At 64.7% G+C, this 26,096-nt stretch carries 23 protein-coding genes; 7 read left to right on the top strand and 16 right to left on the bottom strand.

The genetic code is table 11. The annotated features are described in order from the left end of the window. Window positions 1-132: 132 nt before the first annotated feature. Window positions 133-573 carry a hypothetical protein gene (locus ACWGO6_RS16920; protein ID WP_452327369.1) on the top strand — a complete coding sequence of 147 codons (441 nt, stop codon included), beginning with the start codon at window positions 133-135 and terminating at the stop codon, window positions 571-573. A gap of 297 nt (window positions 574-870) precedes the next feature. After that, a complete protein-coding gene (locus tag ACWGO6_RS16915; RefSeq protein WP_452327368.1) occupies window positions 871-1,068 on the top strand; it encodes a hypothetical protein in 198 nt (65 codons plus the stop codon). 95 nt (window positions 1,069-1,163) lie between these two features. On the opposite strand, the gene ACWGO6_RS16910 is transcribed toward ACWGO6_RS16915, so the two are convergent. The 6 genes from ACWGO6_RS16910 to ACWGO6_RS16885 form a co-directional block, all read right to left on the bottom strand. Then, on the bottom strand, window positions 1,164-1,742 hold the full coding sequence (locus ACWGO6_RS16910; protein ID WP_452327367.1) for a hypothetical protein: 579 nt from the start codon (window positions 1,740-1,742) through the stop codon (window positions 1,164-1,166). A 20-nt stretch (window positions 1,743-1,762) separates the two neighbouring features. Next, window positions 1,763-2,386, bottom strand: coding sequence for a DUF6349 family protein (locus tag ACWGO6_RS16905; protein ID WP_452327366.1), 624 nt, complete (start codon window positions 2,384-2,386; stop codon window positions 1,763-1,765). Next, a complete protein-coding gene (locus ACWGO6_RS16900) occupies window positions 2,379-2,807 on the bottom strand; it encodes a hypothetical protein (RefSeq protein ID WP_452327365.1) in 429 nt (142 codons plus the stop codon). The genes ACWGO6_RS16905 and ACWGO6_RS16900 overlap by 8 nt, the downstream gene beginning before the upstream one ends. Before the next feature lie 310 nt (window positions 2,808-3,117). Continuing rightward, a complete protein-coding gene (locus tag ACWGO6_RS16895; RefSeq protein ID WP_452327364.1) occupies window positions 3,118-3,639 on the bottom strand; it encodes a hypothetical protein in 522 nt (173 codons plus the stop codon). A gap of 66 nt (window positions 3,640-3,705) precedes the next feature. Further along, on the bottom strand, window positions 3,706-4,320 hold the full coding sequence (locus ACWGO6_RS16890) for an RES family NAD+ phosphorylase (RefSeq protein ID WP_452327363.1): 615 nt from the start codon (window positions 4,318-4,320) through the stop codon (window positions 3,706-3,708). Further along, complete coding sequence (locus ACWGO6_RS16885; RefSeq protein WP_452327362.1) at window positions 4,317-4,865, bottom strand: hypothetical protein; 549 nt, start codon at window positions 4,863-4,865, stop codon at window positions 4,317-4,319. Before ACWGO6_RS16885 ends, ACWGO6_RS16890 begins: the two co-directional genes overlap by 4 nt. A gap of 176 nt (window positions 4,866-5,041) precedes the next feature. Between ACWGO6_RS16885 and ACWGO6_RS16880 the strand changes: the two genes are divergently transcribed. Continuing rightward, the gene (locus ACWGO6_RS16880) at window positions 5,042-6,001 is read left to right on the top strand and encodes a hypothetical protein (protein WP_452327361.1); all 960 of its coding nucleotides are present in this window, start codon (window positions 5,042-5,044) and stop codon (window positions 5,999-6,001) included. Here ACWGO6_RS16880 and ACWGO6_RS16875 read toward each other — a convergent pair. The 7 genes from ACWGO6_RS16875 to ACWGO6_RS16845 all read right to left on the bottom strand — a co-directional run bounded on the left by ACWGO6_RS16875 (window position 5,950) and on the right by ACWGO6_RS16845 (window position 15,621). Next, on the bottom strand, window positions 5,950-6,453 hold the full coding sequence (locus ACWGO6_RS16875) for a thermonuclease family protein (RefSeq protein WP_452327360.1): 504 nt from the start codon (window positions 6,451-6,453) through the stop codon (window positions 5,950-5,952). The genes ACWGO6_RS16880 and ACWGO6_RS16875 overlap by 52 nt on opposite strands. Then, complete coding sequence (locus tag ACWGO6_RS16870; RefSeq protein ID WP_452327359.1) at window positions 6,450-6,656, bottom strand: hypothetical protein; 207 nt, start codon at window positions 6,654-6,656, stop codon at window positions 6,450-6,452. Before ACWGO6_RS16870 ends, ACWGO6_RS16875 begins: the two co-directional genes overlap by 4 nt. 83 nt (window positions 6,657-6,739) lie before the next feature. After that, complete coding sequence (gene nrdH / locus ACWGO6_RS16865) at window positions 6,740-6,973, bottom strand: glutaredoxin-like protein NrdH (protein ID WP_452327358.1); 234 nt, start codon at window positions 6,971-6,973, stop codon at window positions 6,740-6,742. Between the two features lie 1,293 nt (window positions 6,974-8,266). Next, window positions 8,267-13,252 carry a DEAD/DEAH box helicase family protein gene (locus ACWGO6_RS16860; RefSeq protein WP_452327426.1) on the bottom strand — a complete coding sequence of 1,662 codons (4,986 nt, stop codon included), beginning with the start codon at window positions 13,250-13,252 and terminating at the stop codon, window positions 8,267-8,269. Window positions 13,253-13,341: 89 nt separating this feature from the next. Continuing rightward, window positions 13,342-13,872 (bottom strand): hypothetical protein, encoded by a 531-nt coding sequence (locus ACWGO6_RS16855; protein ID WP_452327357.1) that lies wholly within the window; start codon window positions 13,870-13,872, stop codon window positions 13,342-13,344. 517 nt (window positions 13,873-14,389) lie between these two features. After that, window positions 14,390-14,791: a hypothetical protein gene (locus ACWGO6_RS16850; protein ID WP_452327356.1), complete on the bottom strand. Its 402-nt coding sequence runs from the start codon at window positions 14,789-14,791 to the stop codon at window positions 14,390-14,392. Next, the gene (locus tag ACWGO6_RS16845; protein WP_452327355.1) at window positions 14,791-15,621 is read right to left on the bottom strand and encodes a ParA family protein; all 831 of its coding nucleotides are present in this window, start codon (window positions 15,619-15,621) and stop codon (window positions 14,791-14,793) included. The genes ACWGO6_RS16850 and ACWGO6_RS16845 overlap by 1 nt, the downstream gene beginning before the upstream one ends. A gap of 911 nt (window positions 15,622-16,532) precedes the next feature. Here ACWGO6_RS16845 and ACWGO6_RS16840 point away from each other — a divergent pair. Continuing rightward, window positions 16,533-16,880, top strand: a complete 348-nt coding sequence (locus ACWGO6_RS16840) for a hypothetical protein (protein WP_452327354.1) — start codon at window positions 16,533-16,535, stop codon at window positions 16,878-16,880. A 190-nt stretch (window positions 16,881-17,070) separates the two neighbouring features. Here ACWGO6_RS16840 and ACWGO6_RS16835 read toward each other — a convergent pair whose 3' ends face one another. Continuing rightward, the gene (locus tag ACWGO6_RS16835) at window positions 17,071-18,876 is read right to left on the bottom strand and encodes a MarR family transcriptional regulator (protein WP_452327353.1); all 1,806 of its coding nucleotides are present in this window, start codon (window positions 18,874-18,876) and stop codon (window positions 17,071-17,073) included. Window positions 18,877-19,348: 472 nt separating this feature from the next. Continuing rightward, complete coding sequence (locus ACWGO6_RS16830; protein WP_452327352.1) at window positions 19,349-19,588, bottom strand: hypothetical protein; 240 nt, start codon at window positions 19,586-19,588, stop codon at window positions 19,349-19,351. Window positions 19,589-19,844: 256 nt separating this feature from the next. Between ACWGO6_RS16830 and ACWGO6_RS16825 the strand changes: the two genes are divergently transcribed. Beyond that, a complete protein-coding gene (locus ACWGO6_RS16825) occupies window positions 19,845-20,570 on the top strand; it encodes a hypothetical protein (RefSeq protein ID WP_452327351.1) in 726 nt (241 codons plus the stop codon). Here the strand turns inward: ACWGO6_RS16825 and ACWGO6_RS16820 are convergent. Further along, on the bottom strand, window positions 20,563-21,156 hold the full coding sequence (locus ACWGO6_RS16820; protein WP_452327350.1) for a hypothetical protein: 594 nt from the start codon (window positions 21,154-21,156) through the stop codon (window positions 20,563-20,565). The genes ACWGO6_RS16825 and ACWGO6_RS16820 overlap by 8 nt on opposite strands. Before the next feature lie 513 nt (window positions 21,157-21,669). Here ACWGO6_RS16820 and ACWGO6_RS16815 point away from each other — a divergent pair. Both ACWGO6_RS16815 and ACWGO6_RS16810 read left to right on the top strand, forming a co-directional pair. Further along, window positions 21,670-22,722 carry a hypothetical protein gene (locus ACWGO6_RS16815; RefSeq protein ID WP_452327349.1) on the top strand — a complete coding sequence of 351 codons (1,053 nt, stop codon included), beginning with the start codon at window positions 21,670-21,672 and terminating at the stop codon, window positions 22,720-22,722. 837 nt (window positions 22,723-23,559) lie between these two features. Next, window positions 23,560-26,049: an LPXTG cell wall anchor domain-containing protein gene (locus ACWGO6_RS16810; RefSeq protein ID WP_452327348.1), complete on the top strand. Its 2,490-nt coding sequence runs from the start codon at window positions 23,560-23,562 to the stop codon at window positions 26,047-26,049. Window positions 26,050-26,096: the final 47 nt, after the last annotated feature.

The following is a 26,096-nucleotide window of genomic DNA, read 5'->3' as shown; positions in this document are numbered from 1 at the left end:
CTCGCCCTCACCCTCAGCGGCGCCGCCGGCGCCGTGCCCATCTCGTCGACCGCAGCGGCCAGGCTCGGAGGTGGGGGCACGGTAAAGTCGTGCTCAAGGGGACAACTGAACACGATGGGTTGGAGTACCCCTATGTCGAAGACCAAGACGACACGTTCTGCGCAGACGGTTATCCGCGAGCGGGTCCGAGCGGCTCGCGCAGCGCAGCTGGCGGAGCAGCGGCTTCGGGAGCAACGGATCGAGGATGCGGCGACAGCATTCTTTCTGAGCGCGGACAGTATCGATCGGCTCGCCGCGGAACGCGAGCGCGTACTCGAAGAGTTCGCGCAGAAGCATGCACTGCTCGAGCAGGAGCAGGGCCGTGCTGTCGGCCTGCTGCGGGAGTTGGAGACGGTCGCGACAATCGCGGATCTCGTTGGCATTTCTACGGCCGACGTGTCCCGGCTGTCGAAGCTCGTCGAGCCCGCCGCGCCGACCCGGTCGCGGGCCGAGGAAACATCCGTGGCTGATGCCGTGACGGAGATCTCCGAAACGGTGTCCGCGCACGAGTCGGCTGCCGAGGCTGCTGCGTGATCCGCAGTGAAGGCTAGCGAACACGCCCGCTTCATCACCAAGGTCATCCAAGGCCCGGGAGAGAAAGACTGCTGGCTGTGGGTCGGCGCGATCGCGGATGACGGATATGGGAGGTTCTCTATCCGTCGCGATGGGCGAGAGCGGATGGTGCGCCCGCACCGGTTCCTGTACGAGCACGTCACCGGGCGGGAGCTGACGCCTGACGTCGAGCTCCTCCACACTTGTGACGTGCCGATCTGTGTGCGTGTCACGTCTGCAGCTGACACGCACCTGCTCGCGGCGGATCACAGTACGAACATGCGTGATCGCGAACGGAAGGGTCGAGCTGGCCGCCACCAGGTCGGGATGCGCGGCCTGTCACGCCGACAGCTCGCCGCGCGGTCCCGCACCCTCCGCGACGTCGTGCTCACTATGGGCTGGAATCGGGAAGCGATCGCCGCGGTGATCGCTGGTGCCGGCCCCGACCAGCCCACGCTCTTCGACTGGTCGTGCTGAGCAAACACGCACCGCCCGACCCACCGAATGATCTGATCATCGTCGACGTGCCGCCCCGGATGCCTGGGGCGGCACGTCGACGTCCGAGGGTCCGATTACAGGCCGGCCCCGGCGGAGTCGATCGGCGGTGCCGGGGGCGCAGCGCGTCCAGGTGCACCGAGGCTGTTGGTGAGGGCGACCAAGGCGGCGCGGATCCTCGCGTTCTCCTGGCGCGCGGCGTCGAGGTCGCGGGTCGTATCTCGCAGTTGCGTCGTGAGCCGCCGCACGTCCTGCGCCGTGGCGGCGGCTGCGCTCAAGGCCCGGCGCATCCGCCGATCAAGCGCGGCCTCTCGTGGCGTCAGGATCTCGGGACGGGTCGCGATGGCGTCGCTGCGAAAGGTTCGAAGGTGGACGCGAATCTCATCGACGGTCAATGGCACGGTGTTGTCGGTGGAGATCCCAGTGACGTCGACCCAGGTTGACCCGGTCCACACTTCTTCCTGCCAGGAGTATCCGCGGGTGCTGCCCATCAGGTCTGCTTCGTCCCAGATGAGGAGGCGGCGGTGCTCGGCGAACTCGAACACCTGCGCGTAGACGTCGTTCTCGTAGATGATCCACTCACCCTGATTGGGGCTCTCGTGCCGGACTCGCTCGGCAAGCTCGACGGCCGCAGGGGTATCGGTGTGCTCGGTCATGGGGTTCCGTTCGGGTCGGTCTATCGGTTCGAGACGGCGATGTCGTATCCGCCGTAGGGGCTGTACCCGGGGACGCAGCGGCCAGGTCGGTCGGTGAGGATGGGTGCGCCATCGACACGGAACTCGGGAGGGTAGTTCGCGTCGAGCCAGGCGTCGAGTCTGGGGGTCATGGTGCGGGTGCCGGCTCGTCCGCGGAGTTTGGCGGGGAGGGTGGGGAGGTCTCGCCAGCCGGGCCAGGCGTGGTCGCGCCAGGCGATGACGGCCCCGCTTTCGTTGGCGCTGATGTGGTGCCAGAAGCAGTCGGGACAGTTGGCTTGGTAGAGAAGGTCGCCGACGCAGGAGCAGGGGCCGATCTTCTCCCACTGAGCGACGGTGTAGGGGAAGCGGCACCGGCACCACAGGTCGGTCTGCAGGAGGCAGAGGCGGTGCCCGGGGGCAATCGCGCACCAGCCGGTGGTGATGCCGAGCATCCAGGCCCCAAGCGTGGGGTGATCCTTCGACCATTGGCCGCGGATTCTGGCAAGTTCGGCCCTCGCCTCGAGCAGCTGCTCGGGTGTGAAGTAGCGGCCGGTGAATCCGAGTGGTGCGGGGCCGGTGTAGGCGGGCCGGGTGATGTCTTCGAGGAGGTCGAGGAGGTCATACATGGCGTGCGACCTCCGTGGGGCAGGGGTTGACCGGGTGGGATGCGTGGCACCCGGTGGCGCAGTTGTCGTTGCGGCAGGGCCAGGTGCCGAAGGTGGGCCAGTGGCAGGTGGTGCAGGAGGCGACGCGTTCGAACATCCAGTGCTGGGGCCAACAGGTGCCGAAGCGTGTGATGGCGTCGTCGTCGAGGGCGCCGTGTTCGATGACGAGGGCGTAGGCGTTGCGGACGGTGATGCCGCAGAGCGGGCAGGTGAGGGCGAGGCACTGTTCGGCGTGGACGTAGTTGTCCATGGGGATGAGGTGTCCGCAGTCGCGGCGGGGTGCGTCGATCTCTGCGAGGAGGTCGAGGAGGTCGGTTGGCCGCTCCCGACCTGCGCGGCGCTCGACCGCCACCTGGTGCCGGGAACTCGTGGTGTTGTTCATGGTCCTCCTCCTCGTTCTTTTTGCCTTGAAGGCACGTTTCGTGCCGTCAGGGAGAAGGACGGAGCGCAACCCGAAGGGCGGGGGAGGAGAGAATTTCGCCGCGGAATAAGCGCAGCGCGTGGCGAAAATCTCGGGGGAGCCGGCCCCACGCAGTGGGGCTTGCGTGGAGGAACGCCGACCGTAGGATGCCGCAGGCTTCAAGGCAAAAAGAAAAGGGGTGTCGCGCTGTGCGCGACTCCATCGGGCCGCTCCGTCGGCCCGCCGCGCCCCGCGGGCGCTATCCCGATCGGTAAGAACGCCGTTGACGTTGCTAGTCGTCCGGGCTCACGTCGAACTCACCGGAGGCCAGCGACAGCTGACGTGCGGTCTCGAGGCTATCCATCACCCGTGCTCGAGGTACCCCGCGTCTCCACGATGCGATCGCACCAGCGAGAACCCCGCAGGCTGTGGCTACGTTGTCGAGTGGTGCGTGCGCGACCGCGTCCCATGTGCGACCGATTTCGTCCGCGATCTCCGCGTCGTCCCCTGACGTGCGGACGCGGAGCATCTCAACTTCGATGGATACTCCGGCAGGGTGAGGCATGGTGCGCTGTGGCTTCTGGCCTTGCCGCCAGTCGATCAGAGCAAACTCTCGCCGGTATGCCTCCGCCGCCACAACATAGTCACCGATGCGCTGCATCAGTGACTCAGCTACCCGTTCGACGTCGTTCTGACGCTCCGCCCCCTGCTCCCAGTTGAAGGCGAGGCGGGCGGCGTACACAGCCAACAATCCACCAACGACAGTGGCGAGCAGCTGCGGGACGAACGCCGCGAGAAACTCCAGAAACGTCATCCCGATACTCTCGCACGCGAGTCACGAAGAAGACTCTGGCAACCGGCGGGGCCTGGTGCACTCAGATCAGTCGATGACGGTCATACCCGATGAGTGGGGAGTGCTCACTGTCCAGCCGAGCGCTCTGCATGCGGCGGCGCCGCTCATGAAGCGCGTCTCAATGTAGCCCGCGTCTGAGGCCGGGGCACCGGCCGGCCCGAAGAGGGCGTAAGCGCTCGGGTCGCCGGTCGTGTATGCGCTGCCGTAGAAGACTCCGTCGAATCCGGCACCATCGAGGGCGGCCGCCCACCCCTGAGGTACGGCGTAGTCATGCATGGATACGAGCTCGCGAACGACGCCGTGGTTGGCGGCATCGTCATGGCTAACCGCAGCGCATTCAAATGGAACCGGTGCGACGACCGTGGAGACCACGAACTCATCCGCGAACACGGTGTCAACAACCTTGTCCCGTGTTACGTTCTCACGCACTCGCTCGCGCACCGCTGTGGCAAGCGAGGTAGCGGTGCAGCACGTGCCGCGGTCATCACGAAGGTTGAACCGTCCCCCCGGCCCGTTGTCGAACCACCATGCGTCGCGCGAGGCGTGATGCGCCCGGAACATGGCCTGCCCCGCAGAGAGCGTCACAACTGGAAAGGTGCGTAGTTCAGCGGAAGCGGGAGCGGGGCCTTGCACGGCGCTCATGCAGCCCACGCCGCAGCATCGTGCTCGGCGTCGCGTACGACTCCCTCGATGTCGCCGGCGATCAGACGGTCGATGTTGCGGGAGAGAGGCGTACCGTCATCATCATTGCCCGCGCCGTTCAGCCATTGGCCCCACGTCCACGTGCTGTTGGTGCCGACCGCGAGGACACGCAGAACTCGGTCCAGTCCCGGAACGATGGCGTTCCCGTGAATCTGAAATGCGGGGTAAAGGTTCACGCCATCGGACGTCGTCACACGAAGGATCCGTAGCTCTTTGACCGCCTTCGAAACGGCCGCGCGCGAGACGCCGAGTTCGCGCTGCAACGCGCCGCTCGTGTAGCAAGGACCAACGATGTCGGCCCACGGATTCTTTGCCGTAGCGAGCCGCCCGACCATGGTTCGGGCAACGTCCGTTGTGGGACCAAGTGCACTGAGGTTCGTTCCATGGTTGGCCATATTGACCAGCTGGTCGTACACGTCGGCCGCGATCTTCCGCGCACGTTCCTGCTGCTGCCTCTGAGGGTCTTCCGGTGCGAGCAAGGACATCACAACCTCCATGTCAACTATGTCAACCAGTATCCCCCATGGTGTCAACCATGTCAACCGTGCAACCAGCCCTCACGGCACACTCAGTTAATGAGGATTAACCGATAATGATGATTATGTCAACTTAGGTTGACGCAGGGCTCGGGATGTCGGACCCAGAGGGTACTCTCAGCGCCATGTTTGAACCCCTTGTTGCAGAGCGATTTCCGATCGAACACCGGTGGGAACCACCCCGTGTACTCAAGTTGCAGTCGTTGATGGTCGACTATTTCCTCAGCAAGCAGGGATTCGCGATGACTGGTGCCATAGCAGAACCAATTCCCCCGCTCTGGCGCACACCGGTTGCGCAGCAGGCCTTGGACTACGCAGCCCTTTGGGCGCGGTTTGCGCCCATCTGGGTGGACCCGGCGTTTGCGGACATGGCTGTCGGCGCGGCGGTCTTGATTCCTGACGACGCACCGTTTCACCCCGAGGACCTTCTCTCTCCGAGTGGCTGCCTCGTGTTCGCCGAGCCTCTTCAGATTGAAGACCTCCTACCCGCTTGGCGTTTCAGCGAGCATCGACCCGGCGACCCGATCATCGATCACGCGGTGCGGGCCATCACGTGGGAGACGAAGCGTGGCGGGTTCGTACATGTCATGGCCTGGAAGGAGGCGACACCGGGAACCCGTGAGCTTGAGCCGTATCTTGGCTTCCCCCGACATGTGTATGTCCGGTTCGCGCCCAATGACACCGTCATTCTTCGGCTTCTGCAGTCGATTGCGGCTGTCACGCGAACAGACCGGACAGCAACCGATAGGGCGTCGCTTCCCTCCGGCCTGGAACGTCGCGCGATCTCCCGTGGGATCGCCTCCCCTAGTGTGCGGCGGTTTTATCTTCTCCGCCCGGAGGAAGGACAGTACGAACGTGACGCCGCTGCGAATAGGCGGGACGCGCGCCTCCACTGGGTCTCGGGTCACTGGCGAAATCAGCCATATCCGTCCGAAGGAATCACCCGAGCAATCTTCATCGCCGGGCACCTGCGCGGATCCGCTGAACTCGGCGTGGTGTCGGGCACACGCCTTGGCATCGCTCAGGGGACGCACTACCCGCAGGAAGACCAGAGCCCCACACCTCTCCCCGCTGCTACGTCCTGAGCATCCCGATGAGCGCCCTGCCCTTCATAGGGGACGTCGTAGGTGTACTCGTAGCCGGCACCGGCGGCGATCGCAAGCTCTGCGGCGCTGCGCCCGTCGATGAGGACATGGCGGAGCAGTCGGCCGTACCTGTCGACGTCGGCCTGGGTGGGGTCGGGGACGAGGTAAACCTGGTTTCTGTAGAGCAGGTCGTCGAGGAAGCTGCGGGCTTCTTCGGCGCAGCATTCGCTGGCCTCTCCCCCGCGTCCGATCTCTGGGGTATCGATCCCGATCAGACGCACCCGGGCGGTCCCTTCACCGGTTGCGACGTCGATGGTATCGCCGTCGACGGCCGCGATAACTTCGACCGTCTCGGTGACAGGCTCGGTAGTTGAGGCGAGCACGGTGGGCGTGCAGCCCGTAAGGGCAACGACGGCGACGAGGGCTACTGCTCCCCCGTGACGATGGCTCATGCGACCGCGCTCTGCTGTGCGGCGGGCTGCCATTCGCCCGTGAGCTCGTCGGCGCCGCGGGAGCGCCGGCGGTACATGAGCTGCCGTTCGACGTCGGTGTAGTTGGCCTTCAGATACCAGTGGTTGGTCTGTTGTTCCCAGTGGGTCACGTCGGCCTGCAGCTGGATGTTGGTGGCTTCGAGCTCGGCGATCCTCTGGCGCATGAAGTTCCAGGTTTCCCAGGAGATGTGGGGGCGTTCGATAATCGGTGCCGGCGCCGTGGTGGTTGAGGTGTTCATAATCGCGCTCAGCCGATGCGGGAGGCGAGTTCGGCGATCTTGTCGGGACGGAATCCAGACCAGTGGCCAGCGTCGGCGATGACGACCGGGGCCTGCAGGTAACCGAGGGCTTTGACCTGCTCGAGCGCTGTGGGGTCTTCGGTGAGATCACGGATCTCATAGGTGAGGCCTTGGGCGTCGAGGGCCCGGTAGGTGGCGTTGCACTGGACGCAGCTGGGCTTTGTGTAGACCGTGATGCTCATGATGTTTTCCCTAGTTCCGTATGTCTGTTTCCGTATCCCTATTCTACCCGGATTGACCCGCTCAAATCAACCCGTTTTTGTGTTCTGGTCTGGTGTTTTCTGGACCGTTAGCGCCGGGGCCGCTGGGTGTTGGGTGGGCTGGGAATCCCCGTGGCGCAACGCTGGCGTGCGCTTCCGGGACCGCATGCACTCATGCCCTCACCTGTGGGGTGCGGACGTTTCACGGGCTCTCGGGAGGCTGGCCTGGTACTTGATGCTCGCCCTGCTCCCCCATTCCTCCGTCATTAGCTGGCAAGCCCCGACCATCTCGATGACGACGGTCGCCCCCACCCCAATAGATCGGCGCGTGGTGGGCGCGCTCGCACCGTCCGCGGGCGAGGCGGTCCACGGGGCGCACGAGAGGCGGGGGTGAGGTGTTCGCGTGGGTGGGGGTGCGCCCGGTGGTCCGGCGGTGGGGTGGGGTCCCGCTGTCCACCTGTGGGCAGGACGAGCCCGAAGGAGAGAGCTCGTGCTGTCCCCAGGTGGTCAGGGGGTAGGCGGCGGCGTCCTGGTCGTGGCCTGGGGGAGCGCGAGGGGATCACCCCTCGCCCACCGCGTGATCGCGGGAGCCAATCCGCAACGGGCGAGCACAGCCCTGGGGCCAAGAATCTTGAGTAGCTCGGGGTCCTTGCCGCAGGGGTGGTGGGGTATGAGCTACTTCGAGGAAGTCATGTTCGAGCTGGTGAAGGATCTGATCGTGGTGCTTGTCGTCTGGGCTGTTGAGCGGTGGCGGGATGGCCGCGATGGGGGCCCGCCGCCGCGCCTGTGAGCGCCCCCTTCAGCAAGCGTTCATGGCTGGTCTTCGGCGTTGAGTTGAACCGCGCTCCCCCAGACCCAGCATCGGAACGTTTGGTCTTCGCCTCTGAACTCAATTCCTGCGGCGAGAGGGGTGGAGCGGACCAGCTTTGCGTCTACGCGGATCGGCTCTTCACCGAACCGCACCCATGCGCGCACGCGACGCTGGAGAGCGTGCGGGTAGATCGTCATCGGCTGCTCCCGTACGGCGAGCTCACGATCAGTCAGCGACTGCAGAGGCCCGCGCTTCGCAGCGGCAGATACGGACTGGGCCTGTGAGCGCATGTCGTTGTATGCCGAGAGCGTTGCCCCGGGATTGCCCATGCCGGCTCCTTCCTCCGGCCGCACACCAGGCTAACAAGGATCGAACATTCGTTCTAGTTCGCGCTCGGTTGAGATGAGCGGCTCGTCCCGGCGGCGTTCCATTGGTCCTCGCGTGCGGCTGGGTAGCCGACACTCTCAGGGTCTCGGTCCTCGTGGCTGTTGCGCGAGTGTCGCCTGTGGGTCGAAGGTGGGTGCGGGGTTGTGGGCTGTTTCGAACGCTGTGACGGAGGCGCGAACTTTGGCGAGCAGCTGCTCTGCCCTTTCCGCGAGGGCAACGGCTGATCCCGTCGTCGGCGCATCGACGTTGCTCTGTACGGCACCGTGCGTGTCGTCAGGCGCGACGATGGAGGAGGGTTCCGGCGCGGGCGCATCGTCGGCGGCCAGCGCGGCGAGTTGTTCGTCTATGTGGTGCAGGTCGCTGCGCGCCTGGTCGAGGGCTTCGGTGTGGGTGAAGGGTTTCATGAGGCCGCGTTCGGCGTCCGCGCGGGCAGTGGCGAGTGCGTCGAGGTCGTCGCGGGCGGTGGTGATCATCTGGGGGATGTCGGTGACGCGGTTTTCGAGCATGCGGATGAGGCCGATGTCGTCGGATTCGACGGCGCGGCTTGCAGCGATGCGGACTCGGGCGCCGGGGATCCCTTCGAGGTCGAGCTGCAGATGCACGATGCCGAGGTCGGTGTGGGTGCGGGCGCGAATGGGGAATCCGGAGATCTCGCCGACGATGCCGCGTGGCCGGTCGTCGACGAGGGGGCGCGCCCAGCGGATTCCGGCGCGGTCGGCCCAGGACCGTACTGCGGCTGCGGCGTCGGCCCGGCTGGTGTGCTGGCGATCGCCGACGGTGATCCGGAACCGATCGCCACTGAGGTCTTGTGCTCGGCCTCGGGCGTCTTCGAGGGTGGTGATCCTGGTGGTCAGGTCGCTCTCGCGGGCGTCGATTCCGCGGACGGTGGCGTGGAGGGTGCGCTGGTTGCGGTGCCAGGCACGTTCGAGGCGTTCCAGGCGCGTCATCTCGTTCAGGGCGACGGATCGTTCCAGCAGCAGCGGGTTTCCGCTGGCCAGGGCCTTCGCCTCGGCGGCGGAGAGGGTGTCGGAGCCGAGGTCGTCGAGTTCGCGGACGTCGAGGCGTCCGCGCATGATCTGGTTGATGAACCGGCTCTTGCGTTCGATCGCCTGCCACATGTAGGCCCCGAAGGTGCCGGTGACGACGTACTGGTAGATCTCGACTTCCGGGTTCTGGTTGCCCTGGCGAATGATGCGGCCGTGGCGCTGGTGGACCTCGGCGGGCTTCCAGGGCGCGTCGACGTCGTGGAGGGCGACGGCGCGGGCCTGGACGTTGGTGCCGACGCCCATCTTCATCGTGGAGCCGATGAGGACGGCGACGCCGCCGTCGCGGGCGGCGGCGAACAGGCGTGCTTTCTCGTGGTCGTTCTTCGCTTCGTGGACGAAGCGGATTCCGCCGGCGGGAACACCACGGTCAACGAGCTTCGCGCGCAGCTCGTCGTAGGCGTTCCACCGGGCCGGGTTCGGAGTTCCCAGATCGCAGAACACGATCTGCAGGGCACCCGGGAGCGGACTGGGCTGACCGGTGCGAGTGTCGGTGAACGTGTCGCCGGCGTGCTCGTGGTGGATGCGGGCGATGTTGTCAGCCACCGTGTCGAGCGGACTGTGGGCGGGGTGCGCGTGCCGGTCGACCATACGGATGTCCAGAGCCGCCTTGCGGCCGTCCGTGGAGATCTTCAGCATGTTGTCCTCTTCCGGGGACACCTCCCGAGCGGCCACGGCATCGGCACGCTCTCCCAGGGCGCGGACGTAGTCGAGGACCTCAGGGGTCGGGTCGATCGCGATCGTCTCCGGGATCCGCTTCCCATCCGCGCGGGCGCGCAACGGCGGGGTGGGCAGGTCGAGGTCGTCGGCGGTCTTCACGTCCGCGAACACGTGCCACATGCGCAGCATCTCGGGGACGTTCTGGAACTTCGCGAACCGGGTCTTCATCCGGAACGCTCCCCCACCCTGGGGAGCCATTTCGATCTCGTCGACGGTGCGGCCGAAGGTCGCCGCCCACGCGTCGAACTGTTCGACGCCGGCGGCGCGGAGCAGATCGGGGCGCAGATAGCGCATCATGACGTGCGCTTCGGTGATGCTGTTCGCGATCGGGGTGGCCGTCGCGCCGGTGACGACGCGGTGGCCGTGGGTGGCGCGCAAGTACTCCAGCTTCACGGCGAGGTCAGTGGAACGGGCGGCGCCGTCGATGTTCGCGTCGGGGATGCGGGAGACGGTGGACAGGTTCTTGTAGTCGTGGAGCTCGTCGATGATGAGGTAGTCGATCCCGGTGGCTTCGAATGTGATCCCTGGGTCGCGGTCGACGTCGAGGAGGGCCTTCTGCTTCTCCTCGAGACGGGCGACCTTCTTCTCGATCCGCTTGATGGTCTGCCGGTCCATGCTGGTGTCGGAGTCCAGCGCCTGGCGCATGAGGTCGATCTCGCGGTTGAGGTAGGTGGTTGATGTCTCCGGTTCGACAGGGAGACGGCGGAACGCCTCGCGGGTCATGATGATCGCGTCCCAGTCGTTCGCCGCGGCACGGGCGACGAACAGTCGGCGCTTGTCGCCGGCGAGGGTGTCGGTGCTCGCGGCGAGGACCTTGGCGTCCGGGTAGATCTGCATCCACTCGCGGGTGAACTGCTCGAGCATGTGGTTCGGGATGACGACGGCGGGCTTGGTGATCATGCCCATCCGCTTGAGCTCCATCGCCCCGGCTACCATCTCGGCCGTTTTTCCTGAGCCGACTTCGTGGAACAGGCCGACGGCGGGTTCGGAGATCATGCGGGCGACGGCGGCGCGTTGGTGGGAGCGCAGCTCGAACTTCTCGGCCATGCCGGGGAAGGTGAGCCAGTTCCCTTCGGCGGTGTAGTCGCGCAGCGCGATGGAGTTGAAGGTGCGGTTGTAGATCGCGGTCAATGCCCGCGCGCGGTCGGGGTCTTCCCACACCCATTCCTCGAACCGCTGCTGGATGAGGTCAGCTTTCTCCTGCGCGGCGGTCGTCTCGGCCGCGTTGAACACGAGCCGTTCGCGGCCGTCGACGTCCTTGATCTTGTCGTCGACACGGACCCGCGCCTGGTTCGCGAGCGCCTCGAACAAGTCCGATGCTGGGCGCCGTTCGGTGCCCCATTCGCTGGTGGCGAGCACCGTGTATCGTTGCGCGCCGCGCACCTGCCACTCGGCCGGGAGCGGGTTCGTGACGGTGAGGTTCCGGTCACGCAGCAGCTCCTGCAAGAACTCCTCGTGAATGTCCGGGCTGATCCAGACCGCACCGATCTTCGCGGAGATCTCCTCCGGTGTCAGTGGCTCCGGGAGAACCTTCTCCAGCGCCTCCACGTTCGCCCGGTACCGGTCGTCGGCGGCGGCCGCTGTGCGGGCGACGTCGAGACGGTCCGCGATGTTCCCCGACAGGTACGCGGCGGCAGGAAGGATCGCATCGGTCGCGGGGTCGTCGTAGACCAGGTCGGCGAGCAGCTGCCGCGCCTGGTGTGGTTCTTCGCCGAGAAGGTCGGCGATCAGCTGGAGGTCGGCGGTGCCGGTGCGGTCCAGGCTGAGGTTCAGCGCTTCCAGGGGGCTGTCGGCACCCTGCTTCTCCGGGCGAGGGACGATGACGCGGCGCTCGAGGAGCGCCGCCGGCTGTGCGGTCTGCTGTTCCTCGTCGAATACCTCGAGGGCGAACACGAGCGGCCCGAACGGGTCGTCGCGAAGCAGCCGGGGTGCGGTCGGGGTGCGGCGGGCGAGGATCACCTCACCGGCCTCGTTCGTGCGTCCCGTCGACGTCGACGTGTACCGGTTGACCGGGCCGTACCGGTGCACGTACCGATCCCACGCGGCGCGTAGCGCCGCACGTCCGTCCTGCAGCTCTGTGGTGTCGTCGACGGCGATGCGTTCGGTGGCCAGCTGACGTTTCGCGTGGTCACGCAGCTCGAGCAGCGTTCGCAGCTCGACGGCCGCGGACTTCGGCACCTTCAACGGGACACGCCCCTCCCGGGTTGTCGTCTCGAACTTCCCGTTGGGCAGCGCGTGGATCGTCCCACCCCACTCGGCTTCTGCCGCTTGAGCGAGGACAGGGGCAGGGGCAGTGTCTGTGCGGGGTGTCATGCGGTGTCCGGCGTGCTCGGCGTCGGCGAGGACGCTCGACAGGGCGTCGCGCAGCTGCGCGGGCACGTCCTGGAGGTCCCCGAGGGCGCGCACGTGCGTGGTCTCGGATCCGTACATGCCCTGCCCGACGTGAAGCGTGCCGAGGATGTGCTCGGGCCGACGGTCGAAGTACGAGTTCACGCGAGTCTTCACCCCGTCGACCATGCGCGCTGTCACGCCCTCCCAGAGGCGGTCGGCGGGCGGTGTGCCGGGCTCGCGGCGGCGGAAGATCAGCAAGTCGGTGACGGCCTCGGTGCCGGCGGTGCGCCGGTGCGCGCCCGAGGGGAGACGGACCGCGCCGACCAAGTCCGCCATCGCGTTCATCTCACGGCGGGCACCGGGGTTACCGGCGTCGAGGGTGTAGTGGCTAGTGAGGACAGCGACAAGACCGCCCGGGCGGGTCAGGCGCAGGCTCTTCAGGATGAAGTAGTTGTGCAGCGAGTGCCCGTTCGCGTTATCGACCCGGTCGTGCGGGACGACGTTAGCGAACGGCACGTTCCCGATCGTCGCGTCGAAGTACCCGGTGGGGTACGCCGTGTCGACGAACGACTCTGCACGGACTGTCGCGGCCGGGTACAGGGCCTGAGAGATCCGGGCTGTCGTGGTGTCCAACTCCACACCCGTCATGCGGGCGGTCGACGGCGCCATCCCCAGGAACGTCCCGGACCCAGACCCCGGCTCCAGCACCTCTCCCCCATCGAACCCCAGGGCCGCCACAGCCTCCCAGACGGCCTCCACGTAGTCGGGTGAGGTGTAGTGGGCCGAGAGCGTCGTGCGGCGCGCCTGACGCCACTCGTCGGCGCTGAGGAGGGCCAGAAGCTCACTCCGCTGGGTGCTCCACTCGGTCTTCGACTCGTCGAACACTTCCGGGACCGCTCCCCAGCTCGACCAGCCGGCCAGGACGCGCTGCTCATCCGCCGTCGCGGGGCGCTGCATGTCCTCGAGCATGCGCAGCACGCGGATCGCGTCGACATTCGCCGCATACCGGGCACGGGCCCCCGACGGGGCAAGATCGACCCCGCCTGCAGGCCGGAACCTCAGGGAGTGGTGCTGTCCCTCACCCAGCGCATCTCGATGCTGTCCAGCCACACCGCCCAGTGCTCCGGTTCCTTCAAGAACGCGCGAGGTGAGGTCGCTTCTGCCATCTCCTGCAGGAACGTCGGCGGCAGCAGGAACCTGGACGCTGCGGCCTCGATCGTCAGATCGTGGTTCGCCTCCCCCTCCAGCTGCTCCGCCATCAGCCACGCCCAGTCGATCAACGCCTCCACGTGATCCTGCGTCGATCCCTCCCACTCCTCGCGCGAGATCTCCGGATCCGTCCACAACCCGGAGTCCATCAAGGCCATCTCCGTGGCTTGGGCCCGGGCGTTCGCCAACCGGGCTACCTTCGCCAGAGCTTCCTCGCCAGGCAGATCCGCTCCGGCGAGAGTCGGCGTCAGCTCCGCGATCGCCAACGAGATCTCCTCCCCCGCCCGAGTGAAGAACGACTCCGGATCCGGAATCTCCGCGTACGCCTTCGGTCGATGGGACTTCCAGAAGTCCCTCAGAAGCAGCCCGAACTGGTTCATGTGCCCTCGATTCGCTGTGAGCGCCGCCATAAAGCTGGCCATCCACGTCGCGGCCGTCCGCGACGTTTCCGTGTCCAGCAACCATGCCGGATGTGGTGTCCACACCATCCGTCGTCCTCGATTCACTCTTGGTCGCCGCGGTCGCAGTTTCCTCCTCACCGCTCCCCCACAGGTCGAACTCGAGCTGCGTCGACGGGACGTAGGGCTTACGGTGCCGTGCCATGGTGTTCCTCGCATCAGATGGTGGTCTGTGCGATGAACGTTAACAACTTGAAGTCTCCCGAATTTGCGGATGACTTGCGGTTTTCTGCTTGATCTGCCGTTAGCTTTCAGCCTCGGCGTGCGAGTCTCGACTCCTTCCGCGCCGCCTGGCAAGCAACTTCACTACCTGGCGGGTCCGCTCCCCCGTTTTTCGGGTAGTCATCGGGCCGTACCGTTAGCTCAATATTGCGTTTCATGGCCATGCGTCCCGCGCGTGTCGGATACCGCCCGGCGATTCGTCAGCGGAGGCCGCCGATCACCGATCCCCTGAAAACTCTGCGAGCTTCGCACGCAGGGCTTCGTCGAGCAGGTCGACGAATGTCATGTCATGCTGCAGCAGATAGGCGTCGACTTCGTCACGGAGCTCGATGTCGATCTTTGTCGAGAGCGGTTCCATTCGGCGACGTGATCGTGGCCTTCCAGGTCCTCTTCGGACGGACGAAGGACTGATCTCACCCTTGGGCTTCGCCTCCCGTTGCGTGTTGGGAACGACGGAAGAGGAAGCCTCCGTGTCGCGCTGAGCCGCTGGGCTTGAGCTTGTTTCGCGCTGTTCCAATGCTGCTGGGGTTTCCACAGCCGGCGCTGGGGCGGTGAGCGCCTCGACGACATCGATCGTCGGAGCCTTCGCGAGCGCCGACTTCCTTTCCACGGGTGCCATCAGAGCGCCTCCTTCTGCGTTCGGGCGAGTTCAACGAACGTCTCGTGCAATCGTGCTCCACGCCGCCCTAGCCTGGTCAACGGGACATGACTTGAACTCGAGTCCTGCATTGATGTGGCTACGGGAATGTACGGCTGAAGGACTGCTTCACCATAGGCAGCTTCAATCTCGGCGAGCTGGAACTTGTGTTCCAATGTGATAGGCGAGCTGCTCACTCGGTTCACAACGATTCCACCGAACCGCAGAGCTGGGTTCAGAGTTGGCATCGATCGAACTTTTTGGATGACATCGAGAAAGTCACTCAAGCCACTCACGGAGAACGACTGAGGCTCGGTCACTGCGATCGCAGCGTCTGCGAAGACCAGACCGTTCAAGGTCAGCCTGCCCAAAGACGGTGGCAGATCGATGAGGATGACGTCGTAAGCATCGAGAGCTTCCACCCCATGCGCAGCGGTCTTCAGCCTCATCTCGGCAGCCATCAACGACTCTGACTCGATCCGGGCGACATCACGTGAACCTGGTACGGCGTCGAGCCCTGGCCAGGCCGTGGAGACGATGGCATCGCCAAGTGTCCCCACTTGTCCCGAGTACAGCACGTCGAAGATGTTGAACTCGCCCGCTGCTTCGAGTGTGGTCGTCGCGTTCATCTGAGAGTCAAGGTCGATGATCAGCACCTTCTTCCCCATCAGCACGTACGCCCACCCCAGGTTCAGCGTCACCGTGGTTTTTCCGACGCCACCTTTTCGGTTCCCTACCGCGATCACATGCATCTTGGATGCGTTCCTTCCAGTTCTCGCCACCAACATCAGGATGGACGGGTGTCCGTCCATCCATCCTGGCAGACGTCTGTACGTCAATCAATACTGCATTCCATACAACCCGACGGGCGTACGTACATCCGTCATTATTTATGTCTTGACAAAATTACGGATGGACAGAAAGTATTGGTGATTGATACTCGTCATAGGCTCGTGGCTGATCGGGAGTGCAGTCCTCCGTGGCTGCCTCTCGGTCAGATGATCTGGGGGGGGGCTCCGGTACACGTTGCTGTCTATACCTTGGGGGTCACTATCGTGGGGGGATGGCTGAAAAACGCCATCACGGATTAGGCCAGGAGGTTTGTGATGAGAGCGTGGAACTGGCGTTCGGCCCTGCTGAGTCTCGCCGTGTACCTCGTATCGCTAGCGGTCCTCCTGCTACTCGGCGTGACGCTGGGGCTAAACGAGTACCTCGTGGTCGCCGCGACAGTAGTCATCGCCCTACCCGTGGTTATGGCTGTGATTCGAAGCTCACGGAAGAGAGCGCGACAAGCTGCTACCCACGAGAGCTGAAGCTTCTCCCAGTGGCCCTGTTGGCTATGACAACCTTGCTTCCAGGCGCAAGGAGCAAGAAACAGAAGCTTGAGACTAGCTGAGGGGCAGTCCTCGCTCACGCGCTGCGGCCGTGCGTGTTCCAAGGCCTACAAACGAGCCTCTTCCTCCGCGGCTTGATCAAGGGCCCTCTGGACCAGAACAGTGACAGCAGAAGTGTGTGGTTGTCTCACCATCCCTAGGGGAGGGGAAAAGACGCCAAGACAACCACACACATTCGCATGCCCCGTCCCCACACCGGAGCTTCCCCCAACCCCTGTCCCCAATGATCCACCTGGAACAGGCGTCTCACAACTGCGCCTGCAGGCTACGCCCACACCCCCGATCCCCGGCGTAATCTAGAGGCTCCCGTGCTAGGAACGGAGCCCCGGATGGTCCTTGGAAACAATGGTGAAGTTCTCACCTACGCGCTCACAGCAGCTCTTGCGATCAGTGCGGGCCTGACACTGGGGTCTGCACGCTCCAGCCGTCACAAAGCGGCCAGCCTGATCGCGGGACTGCTCATCGTTGCATCGGTCGTTGTCGCGAGCGTGGCTCTTGGCGCTCAGGCTCCGTGGATGGGACCCATCTTTGCAATCGTCGCGGTCCTGACCACGACTCTCGCCGCAGCAGAAGCAAGCGCAGATAACCCCGCGTTGAAGGACGAAAGCTTCGGACGTCGCCTCGCCCTGGTGTTGTCCAGACGAGATCAACGGCTCGTCGTCGACGAGGAGAACTAGAGCCAGTCAGTCGCCCGCGGTCGTAGCACGGAACAGCTCGGGGACGAAGTTAGGCTTCCCCGCCTCGGATCCACCGGGCGTCCGCGCGACGGACACGTCCGCTTCCCGATCGCGATCAACCGTTGATTCGAGGGAAGACATTGCTCCATCATCGCGGACCGTGAACCACGGAACCAGTCGCACACACCCGCTACGCGGCGAGTTCGGTGTCGCGCAGTTGTTGCAGGAGTCCGGCGACCACGTATCGCCAGGCGGTGTGGTGGTCCCCTTGCCCGTCCGGATATGTGGGGTAGGAGGGGTAGGCCTCGGGGCCGCCGTGCGTGTCGGTGAGTTGGAAGATGAGGGTTTGGCCGGGGCCGGCACGGTTCTTCCCGGATCTGCCGCCCTTGCGGGTGAGGTGGTTCTGCCACCACGCCCACAGCTCCCGCTCCCGCTCATGCCGCCGCGCCCTGCGCGCGAGGACACCATCCGTGCCCAGCTGTTTCGCTGCCCGGGCACGCTGATCACGCAACGGCCGACGCCACAGGCCCGCTTTCGTCCGAGCCAACACGTACCGTCGCAACCGCTGCAGCACCGCCCGCCCCCGCCCCACCGGCAGGCCCGCCCGCTCCGCAACCAGCTCCACATCCGCGTCTTCCGCACGCAACGCCTCGTAGACGCGTCGCGCTGTCGGGCCCAGCCCTGCCCGGGTGAACACGTCATGCCGGCCCGCAACGACACGCTCCTCCAACTCGGCCAGGAGAACCGCACGGGCGTCATAGACCTGGCCCGGGGGGCGGGCGGTCATGTTGTGGTGTGGCCCAACGTGTTCGGGGGATGTGGAGAACGTGTCTTGGACCCTCCACACCGCAGCATCCGGCCCGTCGCTTTCCCGGGTGCAGGCCACCAGCCCGGCCTTCTGCAGGCGCTTCAACGACCGGTGAACGCTGCTGGAAGGAAGCCCCGTGGTGTCGGCGATCGTGCGCAGCGCTGCCGCGACGTCGCGCTTCCCGGAGCGCAGGGACAGCCAGGCGAGGCCGGTCATGACGGTGCTGTCGGTGAACGCGCGTTCGTCACGAGACCAGCGGCCAGGGGAGACCCGGAACGCGGTCAGCATGCCGTCAAAGACGTCGACCATCCGTGTGAGCTCGGTGAGATCACGCCCGGTGTCGGCCGGCGCGTACCGGTACAGCAACGCGCGCTCCTGCGCTTTCGCCCACTGCCGCTCGAGGCGGGAGGTCGTGTCTTTCCTCGAGCGAGGAGTCCGGGGGCCCCCGGAGGGGTTGTGCTTCGTGCGGTAGTACTCCATGCCAGGGTAGGCCTGTGCCGCATGGGTGACATCGCGCAACGTCCATCCGGCGACCGCGGCCGCCAACAAGCACATGTACCCATTCCGGGACGGGTCGCGGCCACCGCCTGGCGCCGCCATGTGCGCCTCGCCCCATGCCGGCAGCGGGCGATGCGTCCGCAGAGACACGGGCGCCGCGATCGCGGCTGTCTCGTCGGCGGCGCTCGACATCGAGACGGGCGTGGTGGGGTCGACGGCGGGTCGCAACTGCCGGAACCCCGCGATCACCCGCAACAGGTCGCCGGCGGTGACCGTGGGGGACAGGAGCAGGTTCGGGTCCCCTTCCATCACGATCGACTGACCGCCGGCCGCGTGAGGTGCCCCCGGGGGACGAATCGCACCCTTCGCGGCATTGCGCAGCAGACCGTGGTCAAGGCTCGGCAACACCGCCTTCGCCGCATCCGCGAGCTGCTCCATCACCGGCAACTCCACGCCGTCGAGCGGAACGAAGACATGGAAACCACCCGCCGGCTTCGGGCTCGACTTACACACCACATACGGGACACCCGCGTCCCGCAGCACCCGCACCACCACGCCGAGATCCTCGACGGCCTGCTCGAAATCCTCCGGCTGCTTCGCATCCAGATCAAACGGGGCCAACCAGAACCGGCCCTCGCCATCCGCGATATCGATGCAATAGGGCGTCGACGGCGGGACAGGAGATGCCACCGGATAGTTCACCGGGTACCGGTTCGAACGGACCACCCCGTCCGCTTCCGCGACCATCCGGTGCACGAACGGCCTCCGAGCAAGCGCACGCGTCAATTCCCACGCATCTGCGACAGACAACACCGGAACATCGCGGTCACCAGACGACGACTCGCCGGCGCCAACAGGAGCATCCGAGGCCCGTGAAAGGACCTCCGCAGCCGGGCTACCAGGCTCCAACCACACAGCCCACCCAGGCGCGCCACCACCGTCAGAAACACCCGTATCGGGCGCGACACGCCGAGAAATCAGCGCAGCTGACTGGAAAACCGCATCATCGCGTCGTATGATTGCATCACCTTCTCACTAGCGTTGGTAGGTACAACGAAGCCCCGGTTGGTCCCGGTACTTCACATACGATCCGAAGAGTCTCCAGCTCAGAGGATCGAAAACTTGGAAGAATCCCGCCGGTCGTCACCGGCGGGATCTTTCGTTAAGCGGCTTCGATAGGCAGCTCCCCATCCTGCGCGTCCTGCTCGGGCCACCATTCTGGAAGCCCCCGGTTGGTCTTGTTCTCGTAGAGGTGAGCGATCACACGCTCGACAAAAACCGCGCCGGAGACTCCGGCAGCCTCCACCATCTCTTCGAGCTGCTGCTTCCTTGGTCCCGCGATGAAGTAACCGAGTTTCTTCGGCTGTTCACGGGTTCCCCACGGGAGGCGTTCGACTGACATGCACTCACCCTATAGACCTAGAACCACAGGAGTCGCACGGACACGCCGCCCTCCCTGACGCGCGTTGACGACGTGATCTCCGAAGGCGTAGTTCGGTGGTCAACGGGCAGAGGCGAACTTCGCAGCCTGCCGCAACTGCGATCGGTGGTTCGGCCGTCCGCGACGGCGTAGACGATGGTCCACATGCTTCGCGAGTGATGAAAACAGGTGGTGGCTCCTCTGTCTTCAGGAGAGATGCTAATCCTGGAGGTAGTTGGTGAACGTACTAGCGCTGTTGCTGTGCATGGCCGTGCTCGGCTTGAAGTTTCGAGGTGTACTCAAAGGTCAAGGCCTGCTCTCCGCTGCCGCGTTGGCGGTGTTCACGGTCGCGACGTTGTTCACGATTCCTTGGGTGCACCTGACCGTTGACAGCTGGCTGGGCGGGCACAACTTCGCAAACCTGATAGTCCGACTGCTCATCTTCGGAACAGCAGCGCTCTTCGCGATTGGTCTGGCGCGAATCCTTGATGCGCCACGAGTGGAAGGTTTCGTGCGGAGCAGGAGAGGGATCCTCGCGGGCGCGGTCAGCTTGGTCCTGCTGGCGGTAGTACTGTTCCCGATGGGGGCAACGGACTACAGTTCGACCGGCCTAGTGGATTTCAACGACTCCCACTGGTTCCGGGTGTATTCATTCCTCGGGCACCTGTATCCGTCGATCCTCGCGGGGATGCTTCTAGTCCCGTTGTGGCGGTACATCTCCTCACCCTCCCGCGCGGGGTTCTCACGGATCGCATACGGATTCATCAGTGTCGGCATGGTCGGGTTGGTTGTCTTGAGCGCCGTGTACCTGCTATCGATCCTGGGCATCTTGCAGGTTGTGCAGACCTCGTTGGATGCAGCGGCTTGGCTTTCTCCGCTCGGATTCGTTGTCGGGGCGCTCGCGCTGACAGTCGAAGGCTGGTACATACGCCGTCGCCGCAACCTTCACGAACTCGTCAGCTGAGGGCGCGTGTCGCTATCGCATAGGCAATAACGAGAAGAACGCCCAATGCGTTGCCTGCGAACAGCTGGGCGATGGTGTGAGCTCGCTCCGCATATCGTGCCCATGAAACAGCGAGGGGGATGAGCAATGCGATGATGCCGACAGGCCCGTAAAGGGCGATCTGTAGCCCGGCGAAGAACATCGCGATTGTCGCGTGGATCGAGATCTTCCAGATCAGGGTGATGCCAGTGACGATGAGCAGAGCGACCACGGCTGTCACCGAGATCAGGATCAGTGCGGCTGGCGAGCGGATCAAAAGCAAGGTCACGAGTCCGGCGAGGACGATCAGCAAAGTACCGACAAGAATCGGAAGGCGTTGACGACGGTTCCCCACGAAACGGTCCGAGACGCGACCAGCGCGTGAGAGCAGGATTGTTCCGAGATACGGCACGATTGCCAGAGTAAACAGCGCAACGATCGTTGGGAACAGGGCCTGTTCCGAGATTCCAACCTCCAGGATTCCAAGAGCAAGCAGAGGCGCCGGGCCTCCGACTTCCGAGATGACGTTCGCGACGCGGTTGCTACCGCGACTGACTGCGATGCTCACCCGAATTCCTCTCGTGTTCTGTGTTCGATGGCCTCCAGGCGAGCCTCTTCCTCCGCTGCTCGGTCAAGAGCCCGCTGCACCAGCACTGAGGAGGGAATCCTCAAGACCTCCCCGAGTCGCAAAAGCTCGTACACAGTGACTTCGCGATCGCCCGAGAGCGCCCGACGAAGGGTCTGGTGGTTCATGTCGATGAGCGCGGACACCTCCCCCGGGCGAAGCTCGTGTATAGCGAGCTCTGCTCGCAGAATGCTCGCCAACGAGTGTCGGAACAAGCGAGCGTGAGGGAGCACGGACAAAAGCCTACAGATTGACCCTGAACTCAACTCGGGGATGCACAGATTTGTGAAATTCGATAGAAACTGTGATGATCTACGAGGTATCAATAATTTGAACGCCCGCGGAGGTGTTCTTGCTTCACCTCCGACGGGCGGTGGGGGTCGACGCGATCGACGTTGACAGCATTGGGTGGCCCGGTTGCTCCAGGGCCGGGCCACCCCTGACCTGGAGAAGCACATGACTAATCTCTCGACTTACGAGATCGCAGAGGACACGACGTCGCCTGGTACTCCCGCCCCCCGATGGAAGCGGTGGCTCATCGCGGCTGCCTGCGGCGCCGCGATTGCGGCCGTCGCCGTGGTGCTTGTTGTTCTGCACGTTGAGCGTCAGAGTGCCGTTGAGGCGTTCGAGGCGGCCGCGGCCGATCGTGTCGCCGTCTATGACGCGCAGGGCGAGGCGGTTGAGCAATTGCACGCTGCGGAGGCGGCTCTCACGGATGATTATCCTTCTCTGTTGGCGATAGCGTCGACGCTCACCGATAGCACTGTGGCCGATCCTGCTACTCGTGCCGATCTGTTGTCGAAGGTGACCGCGTATGCGGAGACTGACCTGGCGTTGGACGAGTCGGGTGTGTTCATTGTTGACCGTCCGGCGCTACATGACGCGCTCAAGCGCGAACGGAAGGTGTCGGCTGAGGCTCGCCCTGTGTCGGAGTTCACGGCGGAGGAGCTCCGGTCTCAGGCGGCAGTTCTCGCATCGGACACGAAGAAGACACGCTCCCACATCGACCTGGTGCAGAAGGCCACGACGAGAATCATGGAGGCTGCTGTCGCTGCGGCGGACAGTGCGGATGCGGTGATCGCGTCGGCCGCGGAGAAGGGCGCCACGTTGTCCTGGGCGAAGGCTCCTGCAGAAACGGCGGCCGTTGTTGCCACCGCGGCCGCTCTCACTACGGACGACGCACAGTCTCTGCCACTGGCCGACCGTGCGGGGCTTGTGAGCGCGTACATCGCTGCTGTGAAGGCGGCAGGGGCCGCGCACCAGGCAGTCATTGACCGGGAAGCAGAAGCCGCCCGTCGGGCGGCCGCTGAGGAAGCCGAGCGTCAAGCTGCCGCACAACGCCAACAGCAGCAGCAGAACAGCAACGGGGGCGGTGGAAACCCGTCCTCCCGCGGATCCAACGGCGGCGGGTCCCCGTCGACCGGCGGCGGCAGCCCGGGCGGAGGAATGGGTGCACCCCGAAACACCAGCTCATGCGGCTGTCTCGGCGACAAGAACGTGTGGGAGTAGCAGCACCTAATGCGTCAGGGCGCTCTCCTGGGATGAGCTTCGCGCCCCACCGGGGTGTGGCGACGGGGGTTGAGGTTGCACCCTCAACCCCCGTCTATCCAAGAAAACGAGAAAGGGAATTCTCAAATGCGTTCATCTCGGACGTTTCATATTGTAGGGACGAGGGGCCGTTCAGGTCCCTCAAGTCAGGGAAAAGTTGAGGGTCGAGCGAGACGCGCGACCCGTGGTCTGACAGCTGGGGCGTTGGCGGCGACACTCCTCGGCGTGGGAATGCTCGCGACCGCACTCCCCGCCAGCGCAGCAAGCGGCGGCGCAAACGTGCCCGGCAGCGGAGGCACTGATGGGAACGTCCGTACCTATGGATGGATCTTTGACGACATCAACCCCGACCGCTCTTTTGTCCAGGGCCAAGGCGAGGACTCGCAGAACTGGTTCTTCGCGAACAACCCGGTTGGGCCAGCCCCGGACACATCGTTCACGCCTAATGCCTTCCAGGCGATGCAGCAGGCCTGCTCGGTCGCTCTCGACCGCGCGGATGCTCGTAAGGGGGGCGCACCTGGAACATCACGCGTGGTTGCGATGTTCTGGGCTACGTCGGCAACCCCTGATGTCAAGTGGGGTTCGGGTGTCATCAACCCCTCGGTCCCTGAGGGCATGTATGACGCGTGGGTGGGCGCCGGCCGTCAGGGCATTCTCACCGATGCCTCCGGAATCTCGGACCTTGGCGCATACCATGCAGCCATCGACCGAGCGATGGCTGAGGCGGTGGCTGAGGCGCAGGCGGCGGGTAACTCGACGCGTGCGATGTGTCTGGCTTTGAATGAGTCTGAGCCGCCGATGCAGTACTCGCTGAGTATCACGACGGATGCGAAGGATGCGTTCGCGATCGCGGGCGGTAAGGAGCCGGTGTACGACACGGTCCACGCGTCCAACGGCGGGTCTTCGATCGTCGAGAACGTGAACGCGGACGTGATCCTGAACTGGACCGGCGAGGACGGATCCACGAAGCAGGTCACGAAGTCGAAGGCGATTGCTAACAACGGCGATACCGTCTCCGATGCTTTCGTGCCGGGTGACTTCGGCTGGGAGAGCTGGCAGGGCGGCGAGTACTGGTTCGACATCCACGTCGCCCAGCAGGGCAGCATGGCGGCCGCGGTGGATACCCCGGATCGGGATCCGCGGGAGACGTGGGACGCGTGGCTGCCGAATCCGAACAAGGAGGTTGTCGGTTCGGGGGAGGAGTCCGGCGACAAGACCTACGAGAACATCAACGGGTTGTCGGTGTTCCCGGGTCAGAAGCTGGAGTATTCCGTCGGTCTGGATCTCGTGATTCCGGAGAATGTGCGGGAGAAGATCACGTCGTTTGCGGTGCAGGATTCGTTCGATTCGAACTTCATCCCGAACAAGACCTCGGTCGAGTTCTGGGACTCTCGGGATGCGGGTAACCCGAAGCCGGTGTCGAAGAAGGCGTACGAGCTGACCTGGGATGCCGCGTCGAACTCGTTCACGGCGACGTTCACGGACGACTGGGTGAAGGACAACATCCTCGGCAACACCGCGCAGGGGTGGTTGACGATGCGTTTCACCGGTCAGGTGAAGGACACCACGCCGGCGGGGTCCACGGTCAAGAACCAGGCGTTCCAGATCGTGAACGGTGTGAAGATCGCGACGAAGGTTCCGGTGGTGGAGATCCCCTCGTTCACCCCGGACAAGGAGGTCTTGGACATCGACCTGATCGACATCGACGGGAAGACGCTCGTTAAGGGCGACAAGGTTCGGTACCAGGTGACGATGGATGCCACTCCGGGTCCTGACAAGCTCGCATATAACGTCCATAAGCTGGGAGTCGTTGATGACTACGATGAGGAGTATCTCGCGGTTGATCCGGCCACCGGTATCCGTCTGACGAACAAGGCCACCGGTGTGGACGTCACGGATCAGTTCAACATTCAGATCCTCGATGGTGTCGTGTACGCGTTCGCGAAGACGATCGACACGACCCTCCCCAACGGGGAGACGGTCTCGGGTGACCCGCAGCCGGCGAACCTGAAGGCGTACGACGAGGCTCCGATCAACCCGGAGACGGACCCGATCATCAACCAGGACCTGATGGGCACGGTCTACAACGTGGACATCATGGCGACGGTGACCAAAGAGGTCGACGGGTATGTGATCGAGAATATCGCTCGCCAGAATCTGGAGAACTCGCACCGGCAGACGAAGATCGTCTCGAACCCGCTGAAGGCGATCAACCCGGACAAGGACGTTGTCATTGCCCCCGGTGGTGACTCCATTGACGGGGCGGAGATCCCGCTGAACTCGGTGTTCAACTATGAGCTGAACAGCTCGGAGCTTCCCGCGGACCGTGCGTACGGTTCGTCGCAGTGGTCGTTTGCGGACACGTTCGACCGGGTCCGCGATTCGTACACGGGCATCTGGGCGGTGTACGCGAACACCGACGTCTACGACGGCGAGGAGCGGGTGTTCAAGAAGGGTGACCTGGTCGCGGACAGTGCCGGTTCCATGAAGGACGCGCACGGGGACCTGTTCACCGTCGCGTTCGATGAGGCGTCGTACACGCTGACGGCGTCGGCCACGCAGGCGTACTTCGACCTGATCAACACTCGCCTGGACCTGGCCCAGTCGTTCTCCGTGTACTCGAAGATGGTTCGTATTGCCCCGGCGGAGAAGGTCGAGAACGTCGCCACGGAGACGTACAACAACGTTGACCGTCAGACCGACGTCGTGTGGACGAAGACGCCGGGGAACCCGGCGATCGATATCGAGAAGTTCACGCTCGACGAGGGTCTTACCAAGGGTGACCGCGACACGGCCGACCAGGCGTACAGCATCCCGAAGAAGGACCTCAAGGACGGCACTCGGATCGGTCTTCACGTCACCAACACCGGTGACGTGAACCTGAAGAATGTCGTAGTCACGGATAGGACCCACCCGGGTCTTGCCGGCAGGGTGAAGGACATCGTGTGCGTCGACGGGATCTCCGAGATCGCCCCGAACGTGATTGGTGACTTCGCTGTGGGGGAGTCGATCGACTGCCAGGGCACCCTCACCGGTGTGAAGGACGGCCAGTTGCACGGTGACACCGCCACCGCAACCGGTGAGTCGATCTACACGGGCAAGAAGGTCACTGACGAGGATCCGTGGTTCTCGACGACACCTGGCGCGCTCGCGCAGACCGGCGGTACCGGCATCGGCATCGGGGCGCTCGTCGCCGGCATCGGCGCGCTCGTCGCAGGCACCGTCCTCACGGTGCGTCGGCGCCGGGGTCTGACCAGCACCGCCACCGGCGAGTCTGCGGACAACTAACCCGCCCACGGGGGTGGTGTTCCCGGCCTGTCTGGGCCGGGAACACC

The organism is Microbacterium sp. NPDC055665 (genome assembly GCF_053618035.1).
The sequence above is the reverse complement of the archived record's forward strand: the minus strand, read 5'-3'. Positions and strand labels throughout refer to the sequence as shown.